The sequence below is a fragment of the Roseateles sp. P5_E4 genome (assembly GCF_054049255.1).
Map to the genome: position 1 here is coordinate 263,924 of NZ_JBFUMS010000010.1, position 24,870 is coordinate 288,793.

The window sequence follows — 24,870 nt, forward strand, 5'->3', positions numbered from 1 at the left end:
TCCGGGGCCATGCGCCCACACCCACTGACCCTCCTCGCCGCGGTTCTCGTCCTAACCGCCTGCGCCAGCTCCAACCAGGACAAGGTCGCCAACGCCGCGACCACGCCGTTGTCCGACCTCAACGTCGTGCGCGCCGAGATTCCCGACGTACTCAAGGCGGCCGCTGCCGCGCCCTATGCAATGCCGGCCGATACGAGCTGCGGTGGCCTGGCCGCCGGCATCCGTGCGCTGGACGAAGTCCTCGGCCCCGATCTGGATGCGCCTCACACCAGCGGCAACCCTGGCCTGCTGGACCGGGGCGGCGACGCCGCCACCGGTGCGCTGCAGCGCACGGCCGAAGGCGTCATCCCTTTTCGCGGCTGGGTGCGCAAGCTCAGCGGCGCCGAGCGCTACGCGCATCAAGTCAGCGCGGCCATCACCGCCGGCGGCGTGAGGCGCGGCTATCTTCGTGGGCTTTCGGCCGCCAAGGCCTGCACGGCGAAGCCGGCTTGAGCGCCTAGCGCTCCATCTTCACGGGCGCCATGTCGCGGATGTAGAAGACGCCGTCCCATTGCGCACCCAGGCCAATGCCGGTGCCCAGAGGGATGCTGTAGCCGAACTCCATGCCGCGCGCCGGCAGGCCGATCTTGAGCTTCTTCGGCGCATTGAGGAAGGCGAAGCCGGCCGGATCACTGGCCAGGGCGGACTCGAGGCTGCGCGGATAGGCCGGCGGGATTGCCTGCACCTCGCCCGAGGCGAACTCCATGAAGCGCCCCTGCAGCGCGGTGGTGTTCAGCACGTAGTAGTCGCGGCCCAGCTTCTGGCCGAGGATGTCGCCGGCATAGCGATGGCTGTCGTCGAACTTCACGCCGCGCGCCACGTGGATGGTGTGGGCCCAGATGACGGCCTTGCGGCCCGGGTAGACGTGCTGCAGCTGCCACAGCACGTTGTCGGCCATCTCGTGGTCGCGCAAGTATTCGCCGTGCCAGAAGTTGGCCGCCTGGGCCTGCAATCCGGCCAGGCTGCGGCACAGCAACTCGTCGCCGCCGGGCTTGCACAGCGCGGCCTTCAGACGCGTGGCCACCGCGTCGAAGGTCTTCGCGTCGTTGCTTGATGGTGGCGTGCGGTCCATCTGCATCAGCTTGTCGGCGAGGCGTTCGAACACCGGCCAGTCGCTGGCATCGCCTTGCAGCCTGGCGCGCAGTCGTGGCGGCAGCTCGCTGCGGCTTAGAGCCCCGCTGAGCTGGCTGTCGATGCCAGACAGCAGCATGGGTTTGGGACCGGCCTGCGCCTCGTCCAGATAGCGCAGCAGCGTGCGGCCGGCGTCGCTCTTGGAGTACATGTAGAAGACATTGCCCGGCGCCAGCGCATCGAGCTGCTCACCGCGCTGCATGGCCTGCTGCAGCAGCGCCACGTCGAAGACGCCGCTCTCCAGCAGCAGCACGTCGAAGCCTTTCTGCTCATGCAGATAGCGCACCAGCCGCGTCTTGAGCTCGAACTCCTGGCGGCCGCCATGCGTCTGCTCACCCAGGGCCACGACGCGGGCATGGCCGATGGCGTCGCCAAAGGCCTGCAGCTGCGCATCGGTCAGCTCGGCGGGGGTGCTCGCCGCCATCGGTTTCATCCGGGCGCGCACCCAGTCCATCGAGCCGTCTTCGGCCGCCCGGGCACCCATCACCATCATCGTCAGCGCCGCCAGCGCCAGCCATTTCCTGCTCATCGCCACTCCTTCTGTGGCGGGCAGGATAGCCATTCGCAACTGGTATCTGGCTCCTCAGGACAGGCCCAAGCTGGGCTCCTGGTCGGCCTCGTCCACGGGCCGCGCTGGTATGGTCGCCAGCGCCAGCTCGGCGCTGTTCAGCGCCCCTTCGATGAAGCCCTGGTAGTCCGAATAGGCCTCGCCGACGATGTGCAAGTTGCGCGCGCCGCTGCCGAAATCGAAGGCCTTGAAGGCGTCCATGACCTTCCACGAGCGCACGCCCGGCTGCCATCCGTGGTTGGCCGCGCCATAGGGCGCGCGGGCCCAGTCGCGGATGCCATACGTGATGATGCTGTTGCGGATGTACTGGCTGGTCTCGGCCAGGCTCAGGTCGCCAAAGACGCGCCGTGCGTTATCGGTCAACTTCAAGGCCGACTCGGCATTCGCATCCGCCGCCCGCTTCACGTCGCGGGCCACGAAGAGGGTGAAGGCATCGACGATGCGCGCGTTCTGGTCCACCTCGGCGCGGTCGTGGCGGTCGCCGTCGATGACGTAGTGGCGCCAGAACTCGGTGGACGGGCGGTCCATGTAGAGCAGCACCATGCCGTGGCCGTCGGCGTCGGCCTCGGGGGCGCGGCGGAAGTAGTGGATCTCGCGCGTCGGCATGCAGTTGGCGTATTGCTGCGGCGCCTGGCCGTAGCTCCACCACGGCGTGTTGCAGACGAAGAAGACCTTCAGCATCGGGAAGCCATTGACGCAGTCCAGCTGCGAGCCGATGTGCTCGGGCAGGTGGCGCGTCAGCTTGAGCAGCGGCAGCCGCGGCAGCGCGAGGATGAGCCGCTCGGCACGCAGCGTGAGAGCGCCGTTCTGCGTCGCCACGTCCAGGGCCAGCGTCGGCTTGCCCAGCTCCACGGGGCGCACGCCCATCAGCTTGTGGCCGCCCGCCAGCGTGACGTTGGCATGGCCGCGCAGCCGCGTGAGCAGCCCTTCGGTCAACTTGGCCGAACCGCCCTCGATGCTGGCGAGCTGCTGGCCCACGGTCTTGAGCGCGCGCAGCCACCAGATGATCCATTCCGCCGCGTTCAGGTTCTCCGGGATCATGTGATAGAAGGTCCCGGTGTCGCGCAGCTTCACCAGCGCCCGGTGGCTCAGGATGCCCTGCGCCGACAACGCGTTCCAGAAGCCCATGTCCCACAGCGGCTGGCCGTGCAGCTGGGCATGCTTGCGCAGCCGCATGTAGTCGCCTTCCGTCAGCGCATCGATCCAGGCCTGGTCATCGGGCGCACGACCCATGATGAGCATGATGCCGCGCTTGAGCAGCTGCAGCGAGTTCAGGCCGCGCTCGGCCTCGGGCAGGTCGGTGTCATCGGTGCTGACCTGATCCGATGAAGGGCCGGAGAAATCGAGCAGGCCCACGCCGAGCTCGGCGCACAGGGCAGCGAAACGCGGCTGCAGCGTCGGCTCGAAGCGCATCGGCCCGTACTCGGCGATGAAGCCGTCCATGTCCTCGGTCTCGATGCGTCCGCCCCAGCGGTCGGCTGCGGCTTCGAGCACGAGGATGCGGTGGCCCGCGTCGGCCAGGCGCAGCGCGCAATACAGGCCCGACACGCCGCCGCCGGCGATGACGATGTCATAGGTCGTCATGGGAATGCTCCACTTGTATGTACAACTGGGGCGGGAGCATATCGGAGGCTTCTGCTCTGCAGCGCTCGCGCAACGTCGCCACGAGGCATAGACTCGCACCCGGTGTCGCCGATTTCTGGCCCGGTGTCCTGGTCAGGGCGGGCCGCAGCGGGAGACGGACGATGAACCGAACTCAGGCTTCGATCGCAGCGCCAGCCAGGCGCGTCGGCTGTGCGGCGTGGCTGGGCATCGCGGCCTTGCTGCTGGCCGAGCTGCCAGCGCAGGCACAGGGTTTCGGCACGGCCAAGGTCTTTGCGGGTAGCGGCCGATTCCTGGAAAGCGAGACCGTCGCAAGCGGGCGCGCCGCCGTCGAAGACGTGCGGACCGACTTTGATGGTGCCTCCACGCGCTGGACTTATCTGGCTACTTCGTACGCCGACATGAACCGCGGCGCGGTGGGTGGCGGCATCACGGTCGACACCTCAGGGAGCAGCGGTTTCTTCGGGGTGACCGTGAACGCCACCGGTGATGTTTCCGACGAGCTGAAGTTCAGCGGCTCGCGGCCCGGCATGGTGACACTCTCGCTGACTGTCAGCGGCAGCTTCTCCAGCATGGCGCAAGCCATCTTCAGAGCCAACAACAGCCTGTCTCTCAATGCCACTGTTTCCAACCTGACCTTCGATTGGGTCAGCCAGCCCTTGAGCGCCGACAAGCGCGCCTCGGTCCTCGGCAGCGGCGAAGTCCTCGTCTTGGACGACCATGTCGACAGCCTGTCCGCGGTGCTCAAGGTGCGGCAGTTGGTGACGCCGGGCGAGGTGGTCGGCGTGCTGGCCCATCTTGAACTGAGACTCCGCTCGGACAACAACGACCACGCGGTGATGAACTTCACCCACACCGCCCAGCTCGGCATCGAAATGCCCGAGGGCTGGAGCTTCACCTCGTCGAGCGGCGTGTTCATGAGTGAGCTGCCCACCGCGCCGATTCCGGAGCCCTCCGTACTGCTGCTGTGGTTGGCCGGCGGCCTCGGTTTGGCCGGTGTGCTGCGCAGCCGACAAACTCGTGGGCTCGTGATCGAGCGGTAGCTTCTGACCGGCACGGGCCGCCGAAGCGCGCAGCGGCACCACCAGCCCTTCACGCCCGGGCCGGCCCGCACCATGTGTGCATCGCCCCGTCGAGCCCACGCACATCCCCTTCACCGACCCAGGCCACATGCCCGTCGGGCCGGATCAGCACACCCGTGGGCGGTTTGACGGCCCCAAGCGCGGGGAGTTCCCAGGAGCCTTCGTATCTCGCATGCAGGTGTCGAATGCGGCCCGCCCAGGGCGTCACGTCATCGGCGCGGCGCGCGTCGCCCAGATCCAGCAGCACTGACCGACCATCGTGCAGCAACCTGAAGACCCGACTTGGGCCATTTTCGGTGACGAGGTCCAGGTCGGGCATGCGACGCCCGAGCAGCGGATGCCCGTCGCCAAGGTCGTAGCGAACCCCCAGTCCCGACAGGTCTGCAGCGAGCCGCCTGCGCGGTTCGTTCATCACGAGCAGCTCGGCGAGCGTGTCGCGCAAGGCCCCGGTGCCGGCGTCCAGCCCAAGAAGTGAGACCGCCGCCATCGCGAGCTGCAGCACGCGTGCCCCTGCCGGGTGCCGTTCGGCGTGATAGCTGTCCAGCAGGCTCTCGGGCGAAATGCGCTTCACGACCTGGGCGAGCTTCCAGCCCAGGTTCACGGCATCCTGCACGCCCGTGTTGAGCCCCTGGCCGCCCACTGGCGAATGCACGTGCGCGGCGTCGCCGGCCAGGAGCACGCGCCGGTCACGATAGGCCGCGGCTTGGCGAGCCGCGTTGGTGAAGCGCGAGAGCCAGGTTGGCGTGTGCACGCCGTAGTCGGTGCCGCAGGCGGCCACGAGGGCCGCGCTGAGCTCCTGCAGCGTCGGCTCGCCGCCGACACCCAGCTGCGCCTCGGGCACCATGACCCGGATCGGCCCGTCGTCCGCGAAGTGCACCTCACCATCGCGAATCTCATAGTCCCGCTTGCCGAAGGAGTGGATGCCCAGCGCCGTGCGATGGATGCCCAGTGGCGGCGCCTCGCGCATCTCCACCTCGGCGATCAGGTTGCTCGCCGTGGCCTCCCACCCCGGGAACGCGATGCCGGCCAGCTTGCGCACCACGCTGCGCCCACCATCGCAACCGACGAGGTAGTCCGCCCGCAGCGTGGCGCCGTCGGCCGTCGCAACGGTCACGCCGGTCTCGTCCTGGGTGAAGCCCGTCACCGCCCGTTCGCGATAGAAGTGCACGCCCAGCGCCTCGACCCAGTCGGCGAGGATGCGCTCGAATCGGTTCTGCCACAGCGCCAGCACATACGGGTGACGTGAGGGGAAATCGCTGAGGTCCAGTTTCAGCTGGGCGAATCCGCACCGTGGCATCGTCTGGCCCTCGGTGATGAAACGGTCCGCGATGCCTCGTTGATCGAGGATCTCGATTGTGCGTGCGTGCAGACCGCCCGCCCGCGCGCCGGCCAGGTCCTGGCTCGCCCGTCGTTCGACGATTGCCACGTCGACACCGGCCAGAGCCAGCTCGCCCGCCAGCATGAGTCCCGTCGGGCCGCCGCCCGCAATGGCCACGCTGTGCGCGCTCATCGCTGCGCTCCCGCGGCTGTCGATACCTCGTGGCTACCCACCCGCGGACCAACGCCCGTCCCGCACCCCTTTGGTTCGCGCATCAACTGCATTGCCCTAACTCCTATTTCAATCGGCTCCCTGCATCGGGCGACGATTCTGGAATGGGGGATGGGCACTCGCGCAAGCCCCCAGGCGGTTCATATACTGGAGGCAACGCAAGACGATGCGCACCGGCCGCGCCCTTTCACTGCGGCCAAGGCAGGCCGCCACGGGCAGATCTGCACGCACCTAGCCACGGCTTTCGGGCCCTGAGCCAAGAAACGCTGACACCAGATCGGGCACCTCCGGTGACGAGGCAATGCCGTAGTGCGTGGCCCCCGGCACGATGGCGAGCCGAGCCTTGGCACGCAGGGAGCCGTCCATCCCTGCGTCCCGCTGAGAGCCCCCCAGGGCCTTGTAGAACTCGGCCATGTGGTCGACCTGAATGGCGTCCGCATCCGCAAAGATCAGCATCGCCGGCATCTTCAGCGCCGCCACCTCGGCCCGCCAGTCGAATTCACGGCTTTCGAGTTCACCGATCTTGCGCAGCAAAGGCTCCCAGCGGGCCTCGGGGTACATCGTGGCCATCGGGCTGCGTTGGATGTTGTGAGCGATCTGTGGCGCGTGGGCGACCATCCCTTCGTAGGCGGCCCGCACCTCAGGGAACCAAGCGTCATGGCGCATGGGTTGCGACATGACGATCAGGTGCCGCACCGCGCCGGGGTGGCGGATGGCCGTTTGCAGGGCCACGCCGCCACCCATCGAATAGCCGAGCATGTCCACCGCGCCGAGGCCCAGGTGCTGGATGAGTTGCGCCACGTCGTCGGCCATGGATTCGAAGCGCAGCGGGCGGTCGATGTCTTGCGTGTGGCCATGGCCTTGCAGATGGACCAGGATGACCTGCCGGCTCTTGGCCATCACCTCGACATTGGCCCCGAAACAGTCCGGTGCGACGCCGCCGTGCAGCAGCAGCAGGGGCGCACCGGCACCCTGTGTCTGGTAGTAGAGCTTGAGGCCGTTGACGGCCGCGAAGTGGGATGTCGGACGAGAGGTGGGCTTGCTCATGGAGGCTCCTTGCGTGGTGGAAGTGCTTGCGGCGAAGACGCCGGCAACCGATGCGATGAGTGGCACGGCAGTGAGGGCGATGAATGACCGGCGCCGGGCCGCTGGGGCGCCGGTCCCTGGCGGTGCGGTGAAGGGCGGATCAGAGGGCATGCGATGGCCTTTCGAGGGTGGGGAGGGGGCAACGCCTGGCGACGCGATGGGCAGCGAGCGCCAGCGACCTCAAGCAGGTCGCGTCGCTGGCACGTCGACTGCAGTGCCGGTGCGAGGTGGCAGGTCTTGCTGTATGCCCATGCCTGCAGTCTGCGACTCGATAATCACGCGGTCGCCCGCACTTGCGCCAAACGTCGTCGTGAACTTGCCAATCACCGTTTTCCTGCCCAGAAGCGCCGACGCCAGCGTCGATGCCCGGGCCTACGACGTCCAGGCGGGAGGCGGCGAACCCCTGCACGTGCACCCGCAGGAGGCCCTGCTCATCTACGCCGAGTCAGGCGCCTACACCCTCTTCACCGAAGCTCTCGTCTGGGCACTGCTGCCCAGCCGTGCCATCTGGCTGCCGCCGGGCGTACCGAGCGGCTGGCGGGCCGGCACGCGCTCGGCGGTGCGCTTGCGGCCGCTGCACTTCCCGGTGCCGCTGCCGGCGACCTTGCCGACGGAGCCCACAGTCATCGGTGTGAGCCCGCTGCTGGCCGCCGTGATCCTGGAACTTCGCCAGATGCAAGGGGGCGGCCAGGACGCCAGGAGGGATCAGGATCCCGAGGCGGCGACCACCATCGCCGCCTTGCGGCAGACCGCGTTGCACGAGGTACGCAAGAGTTCCGCCACGGCGATGCTCAGCGTGCCCCAGCCGAAGAGCCCCGGCCTGCGCCGCGTCACCGCCATGCAACTGGCTGACCTCGCCGTCGAATGGCCGCTGGCCGCCTGCGCGGACGCTGCCCATGTCAGCGTGCGAACGTTCTGCCGCGTCTTCCCGCAGGAAGCCAACGGCCTCACGTGGCCCGCCTGGGTGCGGCAGGCACGGCTGATGGTGGGGCGGCAGCTGATCGAACTCGGCTCGTCCGTGAACCAGGCGGCGGCACAAGTGGGCTACGACAGCCAGAGCGCGTTTTCAGCCGCCTACCGGCGGGTTCATGGGCTGAGCCCGTCAGAGCATGTGACGAAGGCGTGAGGGTTGCCACGGCTGGAAAAGCCGGCATGCCCGAGAAGCGCATCTCGCCGCGGCCTTGGGCCAGCCGATGGAAAGCACCAGGGCGGAATCAACCGGCCACAGCCCGCAGCAACAACCAAGCGGGCAAGCCCAGATACAACGCGAGCAGGCCCAGCCGTTCCAGCCAGACACGCACCGCCATCGCCTGCTGCGGACGCATCAGCGCGCCCGCAAACGCGCCCACCTCGATCGCCGCTCGCAGCGCCGCTGCACACAGCACCACGCCGGCAATCCATGCTGCCCACCACAGCGCAAAGGCTGTCAGATAGGCGGTCAGCCCGTAGCTGTAGAACTCCCCGAAGGCGCTGCCGTACGCGATCTTCTGGTGCAGTTGGAAGGCGGGCACGGCCAGCAGGAACGGCAGCAGCAGGAACTTGAACGCTGATTGCGCCAGGCGACTGCCCGGCAGCTGCGGACGGCTGCGGACGTAGGCCCACCAAGCGCGTGAGGGTGGTTGCTCGTGCGTGGGCGCACCGAGGGCGCGGGCGAGGGCCCAGGGATCGTGCGGGGCCAGGCCGTGGGGCCAGCGCTCGCCCGACTTCATGCGCAGGGAGGCGCCAGCGCCAGGCAGGGGCAAGCGCCAGGGTTCGACGGCGGCGATGTCATGCAGTGGGATTTCAAGTCGCTGTGTGCCCCGCGTCAGCACCAACTGGCTGTCTGTCACCGTGACCTGAGCAGTGCAGGCTCGCAGCACGGCCCAGGCCGCTGCCTCGGGAATGAGACAAAGGGCGGTGAACATGCGCAGCAGCGCCAGCGTATTGCTCTGCAGCGAGCCGTCGCCCCACAGCACGGCAGCGCCCATGACCAGCGCGCCGCCTCTCGAGATCAATCGCAGCAGGCCGGCCACGGCACGAGCAGCGGGTGGCAGCACGACGAGCCGCGTCGGCAGCCGGACCGGGGCATTCGCAGGCACCGCACCCATCCAACGGCGCAGCGCCGTCAACACAGCCAGGCCGGCGAGGAAGATCGCCGCCGCGCCGCCCACCCAGTCGCCCCAGCGGACCATCAGCGTTGGCGCGGGGTCGCGCACTGGCAGGTCGCCGATGACGAGGGTGCGTTCGCCCATGCGCGTGGCGGCGATGACGGTGCCGCGGGCATCGATGACGGCGCTGAAGCCATTGGTCGTGACGCGGAACTGCGGCAGGCGGGTCTCGATGCTGCGAAAGGCTGCGACGGCCTGGTGCAGTGCGGCGCCTTGCTCGTGGTCAGTGAACCACGAGTCGTTGGACATGGTCAGGATGACTTGCGCGCCCAGGCGTGCGCCGGCGATGGCGAGGCCGGAGTCGGTGTCGTCAAGGCAGATCAGCGGCAGCACCGGGATCTCGCGGCCGTCGGCCAGGCGCAACGGGAAGATGCGCGCGCCGCTGCCCGGCCGCCAGCTGCCGGCGCCGGGCAGCCAGCCGCGCACGGTGGCGTTGTCCAGCCAGGCAGGCAGGTATTCGGTGAAAGAAAAGAGCCGCGTCTTGCGATACATGCCAGCCAAGCCGCTGCGGGGCAGCACGAACGCGGCCGCGTTGTATTCCCCGTCGGCATCCCGGTCATAGGTGCCAAAGACGAAGGGCACGCCGGCCGCGTCGATGATGGCCCGGATCTCGGCGTCCAACTCGGCGCCGGCCTGGCTCTTGGGTTGGCCGAAGCTGGTGGGATAGACGGTCTCGGACCAAAGCGCCGCGTCGACATGCTGGCGCTCGACGGCGTCGTAGCTCATGGCGAAGTGCGTATCAAGGACCTCGCGCACGACTGCGGCAGCACCCTTGTCGCGGCGCAGGCGCTCGTAGTCGGTGATGTTGGACTGCACCAGGCCCATGCGCAGTGGCTTGGCTGCTGAGGTTTGCTCAGGTTGCAGCGCGAAGAGGCCATAGCCGGCCAGCAGCAGTGGGCCGACGGCAGCAAGCACCAGCGGCACAACCATCGCGCGCAGGCCTTCGCGACGACGCGCCAGTGCGGCGGCGATGGCCTCGTTGGCCAGCAGCAGCACGACGGTCAGCCCGGTGGCGCCGCCCAGCTCGGCGGCCTGGCGCAGCAGCGGCGCGGGGTAGAGGCCGTGGCCCAGCGTGTCGCCCAGCACATGCGGCAGCGCCCATTCGGCCGCGACCCAGGCGGTCGCGCCGATGCATGCGGCGAGGGTCACGCCGTGATGGCGGCGCACCAGGTGGCGCACGACGGCGAAGACGAGGATCTGCGGCTGGAACAGCGGCGCGGCGAGCAGCAGCAGCGCCAGGCCCGCACCCGCGCCGATCTGCGTGTAGGCGCCGAGGGCGCTGCCGAACCAGAAGAACACGGCGGCCGTGTAAGCGACCGACATGGCCCACGCACCGAGCAACGTGCGGCCCAGACGGGCTTCGGCATCCAGCGTGCGCAGCCAGGGCACCAAAGCGACGAAGCCCAGCATCCATGCCGGCCCGCCGCGGGCGTACAGACCGCAGAGCAGCGCGGCCGCGACGACGCCGGTCCACCGGCTGCGGGCGAGCCGGCTGGGCAAGGCAGCGAGCGTCAACGCGGGCCGTCCACCGGTGCCGGCACGACGATGCGCCGGATCGGCAACCCCGGCGGCGCCAGTTCAGGCGGCACGACGCGGTCGGCCGGTACGGCGACGGCGCGGCCATTGATGACCAGCATCTGCGCGTCCGGCGAGAACATCAATATGGGCTCGATGCGCTGGCCGTCGTCGGTGGCCTGGTGGTGGCGCACATAGCCGGGCGGCAACTCGAAGTTCTCGGGCACGGCCAGGCCGATGATGGGCGGGCGCGTGCCGGGGGGATTGAAGGCGCCGAGGCCCGTGCGCACGCCGGCCGCATGCAGGCGCTGGATCACTTCAGCCATGGTGGGGCGTTCGCCTTCGTTGACGTAGTCGGCCAGGTCGGGGGTCTGGTCGCCGTTGGGGTCACGCAGGCGCGGGATGCGGGTGAGCGGTGCTGTGCTCGTCGCTGCCATGGCCACGACTACCGGCGCGGTGGGTGTACCGGCTTGGAGAGTCTGCGCCGGCGCTGCAGCGAGTGCCAGGGGAGCAGCAGGCGCTGACGCGGCCGGCGATGGTGGTGCGTCAGCCGCCGGCCACCACCACGCCAGCCCACCGGCTACGGCGAGCAACGCGACGGCCAGCCACCAGGGGGAGGGCCCCCAGGTGGTGTTGTGGCGGTCGTTGGGTCGCGTCATGACAGCCCGCGTTCAGTTCATGGCGCCGCCGGGTTGGACGTCGAAATCGCCCAGCCCATGCGCTCATGCCCGTACTGGTTCCAGATCGGGTTCTTGCCGTTCGTGAATGACGTGTAGCGCGCCGCGCCCGATCCGGTGGTACCGCCGAAGATGCCGGCGGACACGGTGCCGCCGCTGTAGGTCGGGTGGGTGTCGTCGGACTGGATGTAGTCGTAGCTGCTGCTGCTGGAGACGAACTTGGCGTTGGCGTCGCGGATGGTCGATTTCAGCGTCGTCGTGATGCGAGTCACGTAGCTGGCCTCGCTCTCGCCGGCCACATAGCGCAGCGCGTCGGAATCGATCACGCCGTCGCCGTTGCTGTCGTAGTCCGCGCCCATGTACTGCGCGAAGTTGTCGGCGCAATTGAAGCCCTTCTGGCGCGCGTACTCGCACATCCAGTAGTTCATCGTCGCAATCTTGGGCAGGAAGCGATCGCGCATGTTGACGGTGGCGCCGGTGCTGGCGTCCTTGCAGCTGCTCTGCGTGTTGTCGGCGTTGTAGCCGGGGTAGTGCAGGTTGGAGATCTGCTTGAGCTTCACGCCGGCATAGGCATTGGCGTTGATGAAGTCCATGGCGGCAGCCACATAGGTCTTGCAGCTGTTCACGGCGGCGTCCATGCCTGCGTAGTTGCAGGTGCCGGTCTGGCTCTTGAAGGCGGAGCGGGCCTGCAGGCCGTCGTTGCCACACATCTCGAAGGTGACGACGCGGGTGGACGCCGCCTGCATGTACGACTTCTCGGCCACGATCTTGTTGCTGTAAACGTCGGAGGCGACGGCGCCGGACTTGGCGCGGCGCACGCTCTCGATGCTGGCATTCCACTTGGCCGCAAGGTATTCCGCGTCCACCGTGGGCGCCGCGTATTTGGCGGCATTCAGCACCGAGCCGTTGTAGCCGGCATAGATGGAATCGCCATAGGCGACGACGCGGTATTTGGCGGTCGTGCCTGTGCGGTTGATGGTCCAGGACACGTTCTGCGTCAGCGTGCTGGCGGCGGCCGGTGTGGCGCATATGACCGCAAGCAGTGGTACGCCCAGGCGGCAAGCGGCGCGGCCCAGGACCGCGCGAAGGGAAGTCCTCATCTGTGTCTCCTAGCTTGGTGTTTGCGACGGGAACCAACAGAGCGCCCGGCCGCCGCGTAAGCAAGGCCGGAACCACGAACAACACTTCACGCTAGCACCCCACCTTCGGGGTGAATCGGGGACATTCCCTCTGTGTGCGGTGCAGCAAGAGGGACGGGGGAACCCTGGTAATACGACCAAATCGCCGTGCCGAGGCCGCGGCGAAGATCGCGCACTTGCAGTTCGAGCCCAACAATCTCTGGCTACCGCTTCATGACTGAACTTGTCGTTTTTCTAGCAGCCTTGCTGGTTGTGAATGTGCTGGTGTCGCGCCGCGTCATCGCGACGGGGCGGCGGATACACCTGCCGGTGGGCATGCTGCTGGTGGCGATCTGGCTATTCCCGTTGGGAGGCGCCTTCATCGCCTTCCTGTCCACACCATGGCGTCGTGTCGTGGACAAGGTCGTCGCGGACGCGGGCTATCGCGATCGCAGCAACGGGCAGGGTCCGGCGCCCGAGGATTTGGCTCACGCGGCGGGGGGTGCGAGTTTTTCAGTCATGGACCATTTGCAATGGGGCCACGAACTGCCGGTGCTGGACTGGCGCGCCCTGAACCGCTGGGCAGTGGGCGACGAGACCAGCCATGCAAGTGACGAGCAGCGCATCGCTGCGCTTGAGGCCGGGCGCCGGGCCTGGCTGCTGCACCTGGGCGAGGCGCTGGGGCCGCAGATGGGCCTGCTGGAGACGGAGGAGGCCATGGTGCTGTCGCCGTTGAACGAGCGCGAGGAGCGCGCCACCGCCGCCTATGTACATACGGCCCGCAGACGCATCGAGCGGCTGCTGGGGCCGCTTGCGAGCTTCCCTGCGGGCCAGCGCAGCCTTGTTCTGGTGCTCAACAGCGAGGACGACTACTACCGCTATGTTTCGCTCTACTACCCGGACGGCGAGTTTGCCGTTTCAGGGGGCATGTTCATAGATGCCGGCTGTCCGCACTTCGTCGTGGTGCGTGCCCATCTCGGCGCTATCGAGCCCGTCATTGCGCACGAGCTGACGCACAGCGCGTTGGCTCACCTTAGGCTGCCGCGCTGGCTGGACGAGGGCATCGCCGTCAACAGCGAACGCCGTGTGGCCGGTGCGCAGCCCTCGCTGCACACGGCGCCGGAATTGCACGCCCTACTGCGCGACCACTGGAATGCGGCCAAGGTGCAGCGGCTGTGGTCGGGCGAATCCTTCCTGCGCGCCGACGACGACACGCTGCTGTCCTATGAGCTGGCGCGCATCCTGGTGGAGCAGATGTCGCGGGACTGGGACGGCTTTGCTGCTTTCGTGCGCGCGGCCGCTCACGCGACCGACGCAGGTGGCAGCGCGGCGCGTGGCGCGCTGGGGCTGGACCTGGGCGCCTGCGCGGCGGCGCTGGTGGAAGCGTCATCAGCCGAGGGCTGGTCGCCGCAACCGGCGCTCTGGCGCTGAGTGACGCCGGCAGACGGCTGCTCCTGGCGGGCGATCAGTACAGCCGGATCGCCGAATCGAAATGCCAGGTCCGGCGGATCTCGATCACGTCGTACTCGCGCGCCAGCGCCGGCGTGAAGGCCGGGTAGTTGGCCTGGCTCTCAATGACGCGGCGGATGGCCTCGTCCAGCGCCGGCACGCCGCTGGAGCGGTAGAAGCTGACCGACTCCACCGTGCCGTCGGCGCGAATGGCAACCGTCACGAGCGGGTCGGTGTAGGGTTGCTTGATCGCGTCGCGGACGAGGTCGAAGGTCTGGTTGAACTGGATCTTGCGCGCCCAGGCCTCGGCGTAGAGCACCATCTCGGCGTTGGCATCGGTGCGGCCGAAGAGGCGGCCGCGGCGGGCGCTGCTCCAGGACGAGGGCAGGTTGGAGGGGGCCTGGCGTGCAGCATCCCGTTGGGCATCACGCTTGGCGGCTTCCTCGTTGAGCTGCTGGCCGATGGCGCGCAGCCGGGCTTCGCGCTGCTCCTCGGCGGCCTTGGCCTCGGCCAGCTTGGCGGCCGCGGCGCGGGCAGCTTCCTGGCGAGCCGCCTCTTGGCGCCCGGCTTCCTGTCGTGCGGCCTCCTGCCTGGCGGACTCGGCGGCCTGACGGGCGGCTTCGGTGCGTGCAGCTTCCTGGCGGGCCGTTTCCTGGCGGGCTGCCTCTTGCCGGGCGGTTTCCGCACGAGCGGCCTCGGCGCGAGCTGTCTCCTGCCGAGCCGCGTCCTGTTGCGCCGCGAGTCGGCGTTCGGTCTCCAGCCGTGCCGCTTCCTGCTTCGCGGCGGCCTGGCGCTGGGCTTCCTGGCGTTCGGCTTCCAGCCGCGCGGCCTCGGCACGGGCCGCTGCCTCTTGACGTGCAGCCTCCTTGCGAGCGGCCTCCTGTCGGGTCGCCTCCTGTTTCGCAGCCTCCAGTCGTTCCGCTTCGGCCAGTTTTTCGGTCTGCTGCTGGGCTTGCTGTTGGGTGTCGCGCCTGGCGCGGTCGAGCTGGGCCATTTCGGCGGCGCGCTCGCGGGCCTCGCGGTCCAGTGCGGCGCGTGTGCTGTCGTCGCGCGTCAGCGTGGTCAGGGCGCTGGAGGCAGCCGAGAGGGCCGCGATGACGGGGGCGGAGGCCGGGGGTTGAGGCGGCACCGTCCAGGTCGTTTCGTTGGGCCGTTCCACGGCGATGACGGCCGGGGCGGGGGCGGGTGGCGGTGCCTCATCGGCCGCCGGGGCGCGTGGCGCCGGCACAGCCGAGGTTTCGGACGGCGCAAGCGGTTCGGCGGGCAGGGGCGATGGCTCAGCGGCAGGCGCTGGCGGCGGGGTGACCAGCACGACGCGCAGGTCGGGCACCTCGGCGCGGCGGGCCTGCCAGGGCAAGCTCAGGCCGGGCAGGCCCAGGCCTTCACCGCCAAAGGTCAGGCTCAGCAGCAGCCCATGGGCCACCAGAGAGATCAGCAGGGCCCGCGCCGGGCCGTGGCGCGATCTCCGCGGCCAGGAGGGGGCGGTTTCAGCGGCGAGCGCCTGCGCGAGGCTGGGGCCTGAAGACCAGCGGCTCAAGCCGGCCCCACCAGGCGGGGGCGATTCAGCTCGGGATGATCCTGGCAGCGCATGCGCCCATTGTCGTCAGACGTGCGGGCCGATCAGCACCGGGTTGCCATCAGGGGCGCCCGGCCCCGCGGATGCGGGGGGCGTGCTGGGGCAGTGCCGAGCCTCAGGGGTTGCCGTTCTGGGAGGTCACGTTGTCGCCCGTCTTGGGCACCTGGCAGCCATTGAAGCTGATGGCGACCGACTGGCCCCAGTCCAGAGAATCGGCCTGCACCTGAAAGTGCAGATGCGGCCCGGTCGTGCGGCCGGTGTTGTCGCTCAGCGCGATGACGGTGCCGGCCACGACCTTGTCGTTCTCCTTGACCTTGACGCCGTTGTGCGTCAGGTGGAAGTACCAGCTCGTGAAGCCGCCCAGGTGGCGGATGCGCACCGTATTGCCCCAGTTGTCGTGGCTGCCGGGCGTGAAGGGCTGGTTGGTGGCCGTCGTCGGCGACGAAGGGTCGTAGGTCGTCGTCTGGCTCTCGCGCACCCACTCCACCGTGCCGGCACGCGCGGCGCGGATCTCGGTACCCGAATCCATCATGAAATCGAAGGCAAAGGCCTGGCTGCCGTTGTGCGAGGCCGGCGGCGGGTTGTTGTTGCCCTGGCCCACATTGCGCGTGACGCCGTTCTTCCACGGGTAGTGGTAGGCGCCCTGGGCCTCTTCCTGCAGCTTCAGGAAGCCCAGGCGCAGGCCCTTGCCGAAATAGGCCATGTCCTCGGTGGCGAGGTCGACCCAGCAGCGCCGGTACACCCAGTACTGGGTGCCGGTGCCGGGGCGCCAGACGGCCGCGTAGCTGCCACCGTCGGACGACATCGTCGTCAGCCGCAGGCCTTGCGGGAAGTAGATCGCGTCCTTGTCCTCGATGCCGCCGCCGCTCATGCCCCAGTGCACCCACTGCGTGCCGGTGCCGGGCCGCCAGACGGCGGCGAGCTTGCCGTTGTCGAGCTCGATCTGCGTGACGCGCAGGCCGGCCTTGAAATAGGGCCCGTCCTTGGCCTTGAACTGGTCGCCCGACAGGCCCCAGTGCACCCACTGCGTGCCGGTGCCGGGCCGCCAGACGGCGGCGAAGCGGCCGTTGTGCAGCGCGAACGAGGCGATGCGCAGGCCCTGCTTGAAGTAGGCGCTGTCCTTGGCCTTGAAGTCGGACTCGCTCATGTCCCAGTGCACCCATTGCGTGCCAGTGCCGGGCTGCCAGACGGCAGTCAGCTTGCCGTCGCGCACCGTCAGCGACACGATGCGCAGGCCCTGCTTGAAATAGTCGAGGTCCGCCGTCTTGAACTCGTCGGCCGACACGCCGGCCTTGACCCATTGCGTGCCGGCGCCGGGGCGCCAGACGGCGGCATAGCCATCGGCCAGGGCCTGAGACGCGCAGGCCGCTAGCAGGGCGGCGGCCAGGAAGTGACGCTGGGACATGGCCGGCTCCTTTGTCTTGCCGTGTCGTGCCGGGCCAGTATCTGGACCGGCACGACGCGCGCCAACCGCGGAATTAGGGAAGGGTTGATGCGGGGGCGTGTCGCTATCGGCGTCGCAATAACGTCTGTTCCACAAGCCTGACATTTTTCGGAGATTCCATGATGGCCTCCCTGCCCGATCCCCGCCGCCTGCTGACCCTGGATGCGCTGTTCGCGCGCCGACGTCCGGCGCGGGCGGAGCGCGAAGAGCCGCAGTTGACGCGCATGCCCGAAGACGCCGACGTGCTGATGATGCAGGAGATGGCCAGCACCCAGATGGGCCGACTGGCTGCCGAGGTGGCGCTTCAGGAGGGCAGCCGCCGCCAGTACGCCGCGCGCGAAGAGAGCGAAGTCATGGAGGCGCGGCGCGAGCGGCGCTGAATCAGATCGGCGTCAGCAGCGCCTCGCCGCGCCGCCAGGCCTCGACATTGGTGATGAAGTTTTCCACCGTGGCGCGGATGGACTGGGGCGACCAGCCGGCCACATGGGGCGTCAGGATGACGTTGTCCAGGCCCAGCAGTTCCTGCGGCGGGCGGGGCTCGCTTTCATAGACATCCAATGCCGCACCGGCGATCTGCCCGGCCCGCAGGGCCGCGGCCAGCGCCGCGGTGTCCACGCAGCTGCCTCGCGAGATGTTGACGACATGGCCGCCGGCGCCCAGCGCCGCCAGCACCTCGGCGTTGACGATGTGCCGGGTGGCCGCCCCGCCGGGCGTGGCGACGACGAGGTCGTCGGCCCAGGCAGCCAGGGCCATCACGCTGTCGAACCAGGCCGCATCGCCAGCATCCTCCCGCGGGCGGCGGTTGTTGTAGCCAATGACCATGCCGAAAGCGGCGGCACGCGTGGCGATCTTGCGGCCGATGCCGCCCAGGCCGATGACGCCGAGGCGCCTACCCTTGAAGTTGGGGAAGAGGGGCAGGGCGTCCCGCCAGACGCCGGCGCGCAGCGCCACGCCCAGTTGAGGCAGGGCGCGCACGCTGGCCAGCAGCAGGGCCAGGGCGTGGTCGGCCACGCAGTCGTCATTGGTGCCGGCGCCGTTGCAGACGAGCACGCCGCGCGCCTTGGCGGCCGCCACGTCGAGGTTCTCGTAGCCGGCGCCCTGGGCGGCCAGCAGCTTGAGGTTGGGCAGCGCGGCGATCTCGTCGGCGGAGAAGCCGGTGCCGCCATTCGTCAGCACGAGGTCGATCTCGGCGGCGTGGGCCGCTATTGCCGCGGCCCGGCCGGTGGCGTCGGGGGCGTCGATGACGCGAAAGCGTTCCAGCAGCAGGGCCTTGTGTTCGGCGGCGATCGGGACGAGCAGCAGCAAGGTTTCCATAGGCAAATTGCAGCAATCAGAAAGCGCCCATCATGGCCGAACCTATCTGCTTCTCCTCCCCCGCCGAATTCCGCGACGGGCTGGCCGCTCCCACAGGTCTGACGAATGGCTGCTGGCGCGCCCAGCGCCCACAATCGCCTCACTTCAAATTCCTCGCCCACCATGAAACGACTGCTGCTCCCCGCCTTGCTCGCGGCGACATTGGCCCACGCGGCCGGCCCCAATGCTGCAGAAGGACCGCTGGATGCCCTGCCCTACACGCCCAGCCTGGACGTGACGGCCATGGACCGCAGCGCCGACCCCTGCGACGACCTCTACCGCTACGCCTGCGGCGCCTGGACCAAGGCCAACCCCATCCCGGCCGACCAGTCGCGCTGGTCGGTCTACGCCAAGATGGCCAACGAGAACCAGCGCTACCTGTGGGGCGTGCTGAACAAGCTGGGCCAGCCGGGCGCCGAGCGCACGGGGCCTCAAGCCAAGCTGGGTGACTACTTCGCCGCCTGCATGGACGAGGGCGCCGTGCAGGCCACCGGGCTCAAGGGCCTGCAGCCGACGCTGGACCGCATCGCCGCGCTGAAGGACAAGAAGGCCCTGCCGGCCCTGCTGGCCGAACTGCAGCAGGCGGCCGGCAACGACCGCCTCTTCTTCGGCTTCAGCTCGGGCCAGGACTTCGCCGACGCGACGCGCCAGATCGCCTTCGCCTCGGCCGGCGGCCTGGGCCTGCCCGACCGCGACTACTACCTCAAGCGCGACGACAAGACGCTGAAGATCCGCACCGCCTACGAGGCCCATGTGGCCCGCATCTTCGAGTTGCTGGGCGACACACCCGAGGCCGCCAAGGCGGGGGCGCGCAGCGTGCTGGCCACCGAGACCACGTTGGCCCGCGCGTCGCTCTCCAAGGTCGACAAGCGCGACCCCTACAAGACCTTCCACGTCGTCGACGCGCGCGGCCTGAAGGCGCTGATGCCCGGCTTCGACTGGGCCAGCTACCAGGCAGCCCTGGGCACCACGCCCTGGCATGCCCGCTACAACGTCACCGAGCCGGCCTTCTTCAAGGCACTCGGCGCGCGCCTCAACGCGATGAGCCTGGCGGACCTGAAGACCTATCTGCGCTGGCAGCTGGCCAGCAGCCTCAGCCCCGCGCTGGACAACGGTTTCGTGCAGGCCAACTTCGACTTCTACGGCCAGACCCTGCACGGTACGCCCCAGCTGAAGCCCCGCTGGAAGCGCTGCGTGCAGCTCGTCGACGTGCAGCTCGGCGAGGCCCTGGGCCAGGAATTCATCGCGCGCAACTTCACGCCCGACCTGAAGGCCGCGGCGGTGCAGATGACCGACGAGATCGAGGTGGCGATGGGACGGTCCATCGACAGCCTGGCCTGGATGAGCGCCGAGACCAAGGCCCGCGCCCACGGCAAGCTCAAGGCCATCGTCAACAAGGTGGGCTACCCCGAGCGCTGGCGCGACTACTCGGCCTTTGCTGTGCGGCCTGGCGATTTCCTGGGCAACGTCACGCGCGGCAATGCCTTTGAAGCCAAGCGCCGCCTGGCCAAGATCGGCCAGCCGCTGGACCGTGGCGAGTGGGGCATGACGCCGCAGACGGTGAACGCGTATTACGACGCGCAGATGAACGACATCAACTTCCCCGCCGGCGTGCTGCAGGCGCCGCTGTACGACGCAGCTCTCGATGAGGCACCCAACTACGGCAACACCGGCGGCACCATCGGCCACGAGCTGACCCACGGCTTCGACGACGAAGGCCGCCAGTTCGACGCCCAGGGCAACCTGAAGAACTGGTGGACCAAGAAGGACGGCAAGGAATTCGAGAAGCGCGCCGCCTGCGTGGCCGACCAGTACGCCACCTACACCGTCGTCGATGACATCAAGATCAATTCCAAGCTGACGCTGGGCGAAGACCTCGCCGACCTCGGCGGTCTGGTGCTGGCCTGGGAGGCCTGGAAGGCCCACATGACCGGCAAGACCCTTGAGAACCGCGACGGCCTGACGCCCGAGCAGCGCTTCTTCGTCGGCTTCGCGCAGTGGGACTGCGCCGATGCCCGCCCCGAGGCCCTGCGCGTGCAGGCCAAGGTCGACCCGCACTCGCCGGCCCGCTGGCGCATCAACGGCGTCGTCGTCAACATGCCGGAGTTCGAGAAGGCCTTTGCGTGCAAGCCGGGCGCCAAGCTGGTGAAGCCGGCGGGGCAGCATTGCAAGGTGTGGTGATCTACACGGGCTGAGGGCGCTGCTCATTGCCGCCGCGATGAGCAGCGGCGTTGTCGGCAGCGGCCACTGACCGTGAAGGTAGCATTGCGCACGCAGGATGCGCCCATTTCCCGGCGTGCCTGGCGCGGGTGTCCTCGGTGAGAACCGTGCGGCACCTCGATTGCCCGCCGGAGTTTCATGACCGCTGCGCTGCATCCACCCTGCGACCAAGCCGCCATCCGCCACGGCCCTCCGGCATCACCCTGCTCGCCGGCCAGGCAGCGATGGGTGCTGGCGACCGCGATCCTCGCCTCCGGCATGGCCTTCATCGACGGCACGGTCGTCAACGTCGCACTGCCGGCAATCCAGAACGATTTGCATGCGACGCTGCATCAGGTGCAATGGGTCGTGGAGTCGTATGCGCTGTTGCTGGCCGCGCTGCTCCTGCTTGGCGGCGCGCTGGGCGACCGCTACGGGCGCCGCCGCATCTTCCTGCTGGGTGTGGCGATCTTCGGCGCGGCCTCGGTGCTGTGCGCGCTCTCAAGCGACGTGAACGCATTGATCGCCGCGCGCGCGTTACAGGGCGTGGGTGCAGCCCTGCTGGTGCCGGGGAGCCTGGCGCTGATCAGTGCCTCTTTTGACGAGCATGAACGGGGCCGGGCCATCGGCACGTGGGCCGGCTTCAGCGGTATTACGGCCGCCGTGGGGCCGGTGATCGGCGGCTGGCTGATCGACCATTACTCCTGGACCTGGGCCTTCCTGGTGAATGCGCCGCTGGCCGCGCTGGTTGCGGCGATGGCGATGCTGCGGGTGCCGGAATCTCGCGACCCGCAAGCCACGGGGCGGCTGGACTGGCCGGGGGCGGCGCTCGTCACGGTGGGCCTGGGTGGCATCGTGTTCGCCTTCATCGAAGGGCCGGCCCGCCAGTGGGATTCGCCCGCGGTGATCGCCGCCCTCGTGATCGGCGTCGTTGCGATGGGGGCCTTCGCCTGGGTGGAGCAGCGTACAGCGCGGCCCATGCTGCCGCTGCAATTCTTTCGCGATCCCGTCTTTGCCGGCGCCAATGTGCTGACCTTGCTGGTCTACGCGGCCCTCGGCGGTGGCCTCTTCTTCGTGCCGCTGGCGCTGATCCAGGTCCATGGTCTGTCGGCCGCCGCCGCCGGAGCGGCGCTGCTGCCCTTCATCCTGATCATGTTTGCGCTGTCGCGCTGGGCCGGCGGCCTGGCCGACCGGGTCGGGCCGCGCACACCGCTGGCCATCGGCCCCGTGATTGCGGGCGCCGGCTTCGCTGCGCTGGCGCTGCCTTCCATCGAGGCCAATTACTGGACCGGGTTCCTGCCGGGCATCGTGGTGCTCGGCGTGGGCATGAGCGTGACGGTCGCGCCATTGACCACGGCCGTCATGAATGCGGCGGGCGCCGATGCAGCCGGTGTTGCGTCGGGTATCAACAACGCGGTGTCCCGTGCGGCCGGCGTGCTGGCCATCGCCGCGCTGGGGGCATTGATGGCCTGGGCATTCGGTGTTGCGCTTCGAGGCCAGCTCGACCACCACGGCGTGCCTGCCGCTGTGGCGTCGCTGGTGCTGGAGCAACAGAGCCGGCTCGCGGCCATCGAGCTGCCGCGGGACATCGACGCAGCCACCCGAGCCGCGGCCCAGAGCGCCATCCACGAGGCTTTCATCAGCGGATACCGCTGGGTGATGGGTGTGAGCGCCGCGCTGTGCGTACTGGGCGCCGCGATGGCCGCGGTGTTGATGCGCAAGGTTGAGGGTTAAGACACGCAGTGCGCACGGGCTGACTTGGGACGCCTGTGCCAGAACCGACAGCGATTTGGAAGGACGCTTCCAGCCTAGTGCCGTCGCCCGCTTTGCAGCGAAAGCGGGCGTAACAGTCCGGCCAGCGCGCCTCCCATACGATCGGCCGGTCCTCCATCGGTAAAGGCCCAGCCCGTGCGACGCCTCGGCATCACGATCATCCTCAGCCTTGCTGCCACCACTCATGCGGGTGCTCGGGAATGCGAGCGACTCTGCAACACGCAGGCCCAGCCTTTGCCCGCTCAGGACGGCAAGCCATGACCCCGATTCAGCAATGGCATGCCACCCGCAGCCTGCGCCTGCTGCTGCAGACGCTGCGCGACTTGATGGTCTCGATGGGGCCGCTGCTGCTGCTCGGCGGAGGCCTGCTGGTAGCTGCCTACTGGTGGCTGGATCCGCGGCCGCCGCGCCACGTAAGGCTAGCGACCGGCCCGGCCGGAAGTGCCTACGCCAGCTTCGGCGAGGGCTATGCGAAAGCGCTGGCACGCGAGCGCATCCAGGTGGAGCTGATCGCCAGCGAAGGCGCGCAGGACGATCTGGCCCATCTGCGCGCGGGCACGGTCGATGTGGGCTTCGTACGCGGCGGCATGGCCGATCCGGCGACCGATACCGAGGCCGGCATCGTCTCGCTGGGCAGTCTGTTTTACGAGCCGATCTGGATCTTCTACCGCCGCGATCTCGGCATCGCGCGCCGCCAGCCCGGGGGCGAACTGCAGCGCCTGGACCAGCTGCGCGGCCTGCGAGTCAATGTGGATCAGGACGGCAGCGGTGTACCGCAGATTGTTGAGAAGCTGCTGGCGCTGAACCAACTGAAGCCGACCGATCTGCGGCTGTCCAATCTGGCGCCCGACGCCGCGGGTGAGGCGCTGCGCCAGGGCCGGCTGGACGCCACGGTGCTGATCTCGGCGCCGCAGGCCGGCCTGATCCGCGAGCTGCTGCGCGACCCGGCCATTGCGCTGATGGCCTTCGAGCAGAACGAGGCCTATTCGCGCCAGCTGCCCTTCCTGTCCACCGTGAGGCTGCCGCGTGGTGTGGTGGGCCTGGCAGCCGATTTACCGCCGCACGACGTGCCGCTGCTCGCCACCACCACCGCACTGCTGGCGCGCGAGCAGACGCACCCCGCGCTGCGCCAGCTGTTCGCGCAGGCGGCCCTGGGCCAGCACAGTGAGGCCGGCTGGTTCAATGGCGCGCGCGACTTCCCCAACACCCGCACCAGCGAGCTGCCGGTCAGCGCCGAGGGCGATCGCGCGATCAACGGCACGACGCCGGCGTGGGCGCGCTACCTGCCCTTCTGGGCCGGCAATCTGCTGGAACGCATGTGGCTGGTGGTCGGCGGCCTGCTGGTGCTGATGCTGCCGCTGTCGCGCGTGGTGCCGCCGCTCTACACGTTCCGCGTGCGCTCGCGCGTGTTCCGCTGGTATGCGCGGCTGCGCGAGGTGGAAGCAAAGCTTGAAAGCGGCGCAGGCGAGCGCGGCGCTTTACTCGACGAGCTGGATGAGCTGGACCGCGTCACACACCGCATTGCGGTGCCGCTGTCCTATGCCGAAGAGCTTTACGCGCTGCGCAACAACATCTATGCGGTGCGCAAGCGCCTGCTGGCGCAGCGGTCCCGGCCAACAGCCGCACCGACCGACTGATCAACAAGCGGCGGGGCGGCGTGCTGCCTGTCCGTACCGCCATCCAATCCGATCCCGGGATGCGTCCGAGTAATTCGGGTGGGGAACGCGTCTGCAGCGGACAGGCTGTGAAAAAGCTGCCTTGGGTTTCCGGAAGTCCGGTATCAGCCTGATGCCGCCGTCGGCTCTGCAGCGGTTGCCGTCGTTCGACGATGGCAACCATGCGACGGCTTTGTGCCCTAAGCGGAAGGTCGAGATCGACGCTCAAGGGCGGCACTGCAGCGGGTGCGGTCTTCCGATCCAGGTTGCCAGGTTCACGCTCCCGGACACGAACCAGCAGCGATGGCCGCTGTCGGGGAGCGCCCCGGAATAGGTGTGGCACTTGAGCGAGGGATGAGTGCGCCTGCGATGCGGCTGGAGGCTGCCGCAGGAGCAGAATTCGCGGCCTGCGAGGCGCTGATCGCCCGCAATCGCTCCGCTACTTCCAGATCACGACGAGTTCGCGCCCTCATCGACCGTCGTGTACGGGGTTTTGCAGACCTTCCCTAGCAGGTCGATGGTCGAACGTCACGCCGTCAAAAGGGGCAGGCGGAGAGGCACGGAGCCGCCGCCTCCACGGCATTAGCGCTTACACGCCCACTCCGATCAGGTTGACTGTCGGAGCCGTGCCGTTGCTGAGGCTCAGGCCCAGTTGCCTCGAGTAGGGCTGCGCCGCAGTGGGACGAAAGCGGATGCGGAAAGTGCACGAACCGCCGTTAGCCGCCAGTGTGCCGCTGGTGCAGGTGTTCTCGTAGAGCTCCCAGTTGGCCGGCGCCGTGACGCTAACGCCAGTGGCCACCGTCGTGGTGCTGGTGTTCTTCAGCGTGAACACGTCCGATCCGGTGCCTGAGCCGATCACCTGATTACCCCAGTTGATGGTGGGGTAGTCGGTCAGGCCGGCGACGTA

General features: G+C 68.7%; 19 protein-coding genes. 8 read left to right on the top strand and 11 right to left on the bottom strand.

Features of this window, described 5'->3' with window-relative positions; all coding sequences use genetic code 11:
- The first annotated feature begins 9 nt into the window (after positions 1–9).
- Complete coding sequence (locus tag ACXJLH_RS20595) at positions 10–492, top strand: hypothetical protein (RefSeq protein WP_457445931.1); 483 nt, start codon at positions 10–12, stop codon at positions 490–492.
- Positions 493–496: 4 nt separating this feature from the next.
- Here ACXJLH_RS20595 and ACXJLH_RS20600 read toward each other — a convergent pair whose 3' ends face one another.
- Together ACXJLH_RS20600 and ACXJLH_RS20605 are read right to left on the bottom strand one after the other, a co-directional pair.
- Positions 497–1,699 (bottom strand): erythromycin esterase family protein, encoded by a 1,203-nt coding sequence (locus ACXJLH_RS20600; protein ID WP_457445932.1) that lies wholly within the window; start codon positions 1,697–1,699, stop codon positions 497–499.
- 54 nt (positions 1,700–1,753) lie between these two features.
- On the bottom strand, positions 1,754–3,322 hold the full coding sequence (locus tag ACXJLH_RS20605) for a flavin monoamine oxidase family protein (protein WP_457389666.1): 1,569 nt from the start codon (positions 3,320–3,322) through the stop codon (positions 1,754–1,756).
- A 236-nt stretch (positions 3,323–3,558) separates the two neighbouring features.
- Here ACXJLH_RS20605 and ACXJLH_RS20610 point away from each other — a divergent pair, with 236 nt between their 5' ends.
- The gene (locus ACXJLH_RS20610) at positions 3,559–4,383 is read left to right on the top strand and encodes a hypothetical protein (RefSeq protein WP_457445933.1); all 825 of its coding nucleotides are present in this window, start codon (positions 3,559–3,561) and stop codon (positions 4,381–4,383) included.
- Positions 4,384–4,432: 49 nt separating this feature from the next.
- Here the strand turns inward: ACXJLH_RS20610 and ACXJLH_RS20615 are convergent, their stop codons facing one another.
- Together ACXJLH_RS20615 and ACXJLH_RS20620 are read right to left on the bottom strand one after the other, a co-directional pair.
- Entirely contained in the window at positions 4,433–5,932 is a 1,500-nt protein-coding gene (locus ACXJLH_RS20615; protein WP_457445934.1) for an FAD-dependent monooxygenase, read from the bottom strand.
- A gap of 270 nt (positions 5,933–6,202) precedes the next feature.
- On the bottom strand, positions 6,203–7,018 hold the full coding sequence (locus ACXJLH_RS20620; RefSeq protein ID WP_457445935.1) for an alpha/beta fold hydrolase: 816 nt from the start codon (positions 7,016–7,018) through the stop codon (positions 6,203–6,205).
- Positions 7,019–7,367: 349 nt separating this feature from the next.
- On the opposite strand from ACXJLH_RS20620, the gene ACXJLH_RS20625 reads away from it, so the two are divergent.
- Positions 7,368–8,183 (top strand): AraC family transcriptional regulator, encoded by an 816-nt coding sequence (locus ACXJLH_RS20625; protein ID WP_457445936.1) that lies wholly within the window; start codon positions 7,368–7,370, stop codon positions 8,181–8,183.
- An 88-nt stretch (positions 8,184–8,271) separates the two neighbouring features.
- Here ACXJLH_RS20625 and lnt read toward each other — a convergent pair whose 3' ends face one another.
- From lnt to ACXJLH_RS20640, 3 genes are read right to left on the bottom strand one after another with little or no spacing between them, the layout of a single operon-like run.
- Positions 8,272–10,704 (bottom strand): apolipoprotein N-acyltransferase, encoded by a 2,433-nt coding sequence (gene lnt / locus ACXJLH_RS20630; RefSeq protein ID WP_457445937.1) that lies wholly within the window; start codon positions 10,702–10,704, stop codon positions 8,272–8,274.
- Between the two features lie 11 nt (positions 10,705–10,715).
- Positions 10,716–11,378 carry a hypothetical protein gene (locus tag ACXJLH_RS20635; protein ID WP_457445938.1) on the bottom strand — a complete coding sequence of 221 codons (663 nt, stop codon included), beginning with the start codon at positions 11,376–11,378 and terminating at the stop codon, positions 10,716–10,718.
- Between the two features lie 17 nt (positions 11,379–11,395).
- Positions 11,396–12,496: an SGNH/GDSL hydrolase family protein gene (locus ACXJLH_RS20640; RefSeq protein WP_457445939.1), complete on the bottom strand. Its 1,101-nt coding sequence runs from the start codon at positions 12,494–12,496 to the stop codon at positions 11,396–11,398.
- Between the two features lie 252 nt (positions 12,497–12,748).
- Between ACXJLH_RS20640 and ACXJLH_RS20645 the strand changes: the two genes are divergently transcribed.
- Positions 12,749–13,945 carry a hypothetical protein gene (locus ACXJLH_RS20645; RefSeq protein ID WP_457445940.1) on the top strand — a complete coding sequence of 399 codons (1,197 nt, stop codon included), beginning with the start codon at positions 12,749–12,751 and terminating at the stop codon, positions 13,943–13,945.
- Between the two features lie 34 nt (positions 13,946–13,979).
- On the opposite strand, the gene ACXJLH_RS20650 is transcribed toward ACXJLH_RS20645, so the two are convergent.
- Together ACXJLH_RS20650 and ACXJLH_RS20655 are read right to left on the bottom strand one after the other, a co-directional pair.
- On the bottom strand, positions 13,980–15,386 hold the full coding sequence (locus tag ACXJLH_RS20650) for a TonB C-terminal domain-containing protein (protein WP_457445941.1): 1,407 nt from the start codon (positions 15,384–15,386) through the stop codon (positions 13,980–13,982).
- Positions 15,387–15,654: 268 nt separating this feature from the next.
- Positions 15,655–16,944 (bottom strand): M23 family metallopeptidase, encoded by a 1,290-nt coding sequence (locus tag ACXJLH_RS20655; RefSeq protein ID WP_457445942.1) that lies wholly within the window; start codon positions 16,942–16,944, stop codon positions 15,655–15,657.
- 158 nt (positions 16,945–17,102) lie between these two features.
- Between ACXJLH_RS20655 and ACXJLH_RS20660 the strand changes: the two genes are divergently transcribed.
- Positions 17,103–17,363, top strand: a complete 261-nt coding sequence (locus ACXJLH_RS20660) for a hypothetical protein (protein WP_157281053.1) — start codon at positions 17,103–17,105, stop codon at positions 17,361–17,363.
- Between the two features lies 1 nt (position 17,364).
- On the opposite strand, the gene ACXJLH_RS20665 is transcribed toward ACXJLH_RS20660, so the two are convergent.
- On the bottom strand, positions 17,365–18,297 hold the full coding sequence (locus ACXJLH_RS20665) for an NAD(P)-dependent oxidoreductase (protein ID WP_457445943.1): 933 nt from the start codon (positions 18,295–18,297) through the stop codon (positions 17,365–17,367).
- A 162-nt stretch (positions 18,298–18,459) separates the two neighbouring features.
- Here ACXJLH_RS20665 and ACXJLH_RS20670 point away from each other — a divergent pair, with 162 nt between their 5' ends.
- The 3 genes from ACXJLH_RS20670 (at position 18,460) to ACXJLH_RS20680 (ending at position 23,945) form a co-directional block, all read left to right on the top strand.
- A complete protein-coding gene (locus ACXJLH_RS20670) occupies positions 18,460–20,517 on the top strand; it encodes a M13 family metallopeptidase (protein WP_457445944.1) in 2,058 nt (685 codons plus the stop codon).
- A gap of 177 nt (positions 20,518–20,694) precedes the next feature.
- Positions 20,695–22,269 (top strand): MFS transporter, encoded by a 1,575-nt coding sequence (locus ACXJLH_RS20675; protein WP_457445945.1) that lies wholly within the window; start codon positions 20,695–20,697, stop codon positions 22,267–22,269.
- Between the two features lie 296 nt (positions 22,270–22,565).
- Positions 22,566–23,945, top strand: a complete 1,380-nt coding sequence (locus ACXJLH_RS20680; protein ID WP_457445946.1) for a TAXI family TRAP transporter solute-binding subunit — start codon at positions 22,566–22,568, stop codon at positions 23,943–23,945.
- A 607-nt stretch (positions 23,946–24,552) separates the two neighbouring features.
- On the opposite strand, the gene ACXJLH_RS20685 is transcribed toward ACXJLH_RS20680, so the two are convergent.
- On the bottom strand, positions 24,553–24,870 hold a 318-nt coding region (locus ACXJLH_RS20685; protein WP_457445947.1), incomplete at its 5' end, for a hypothetical protein.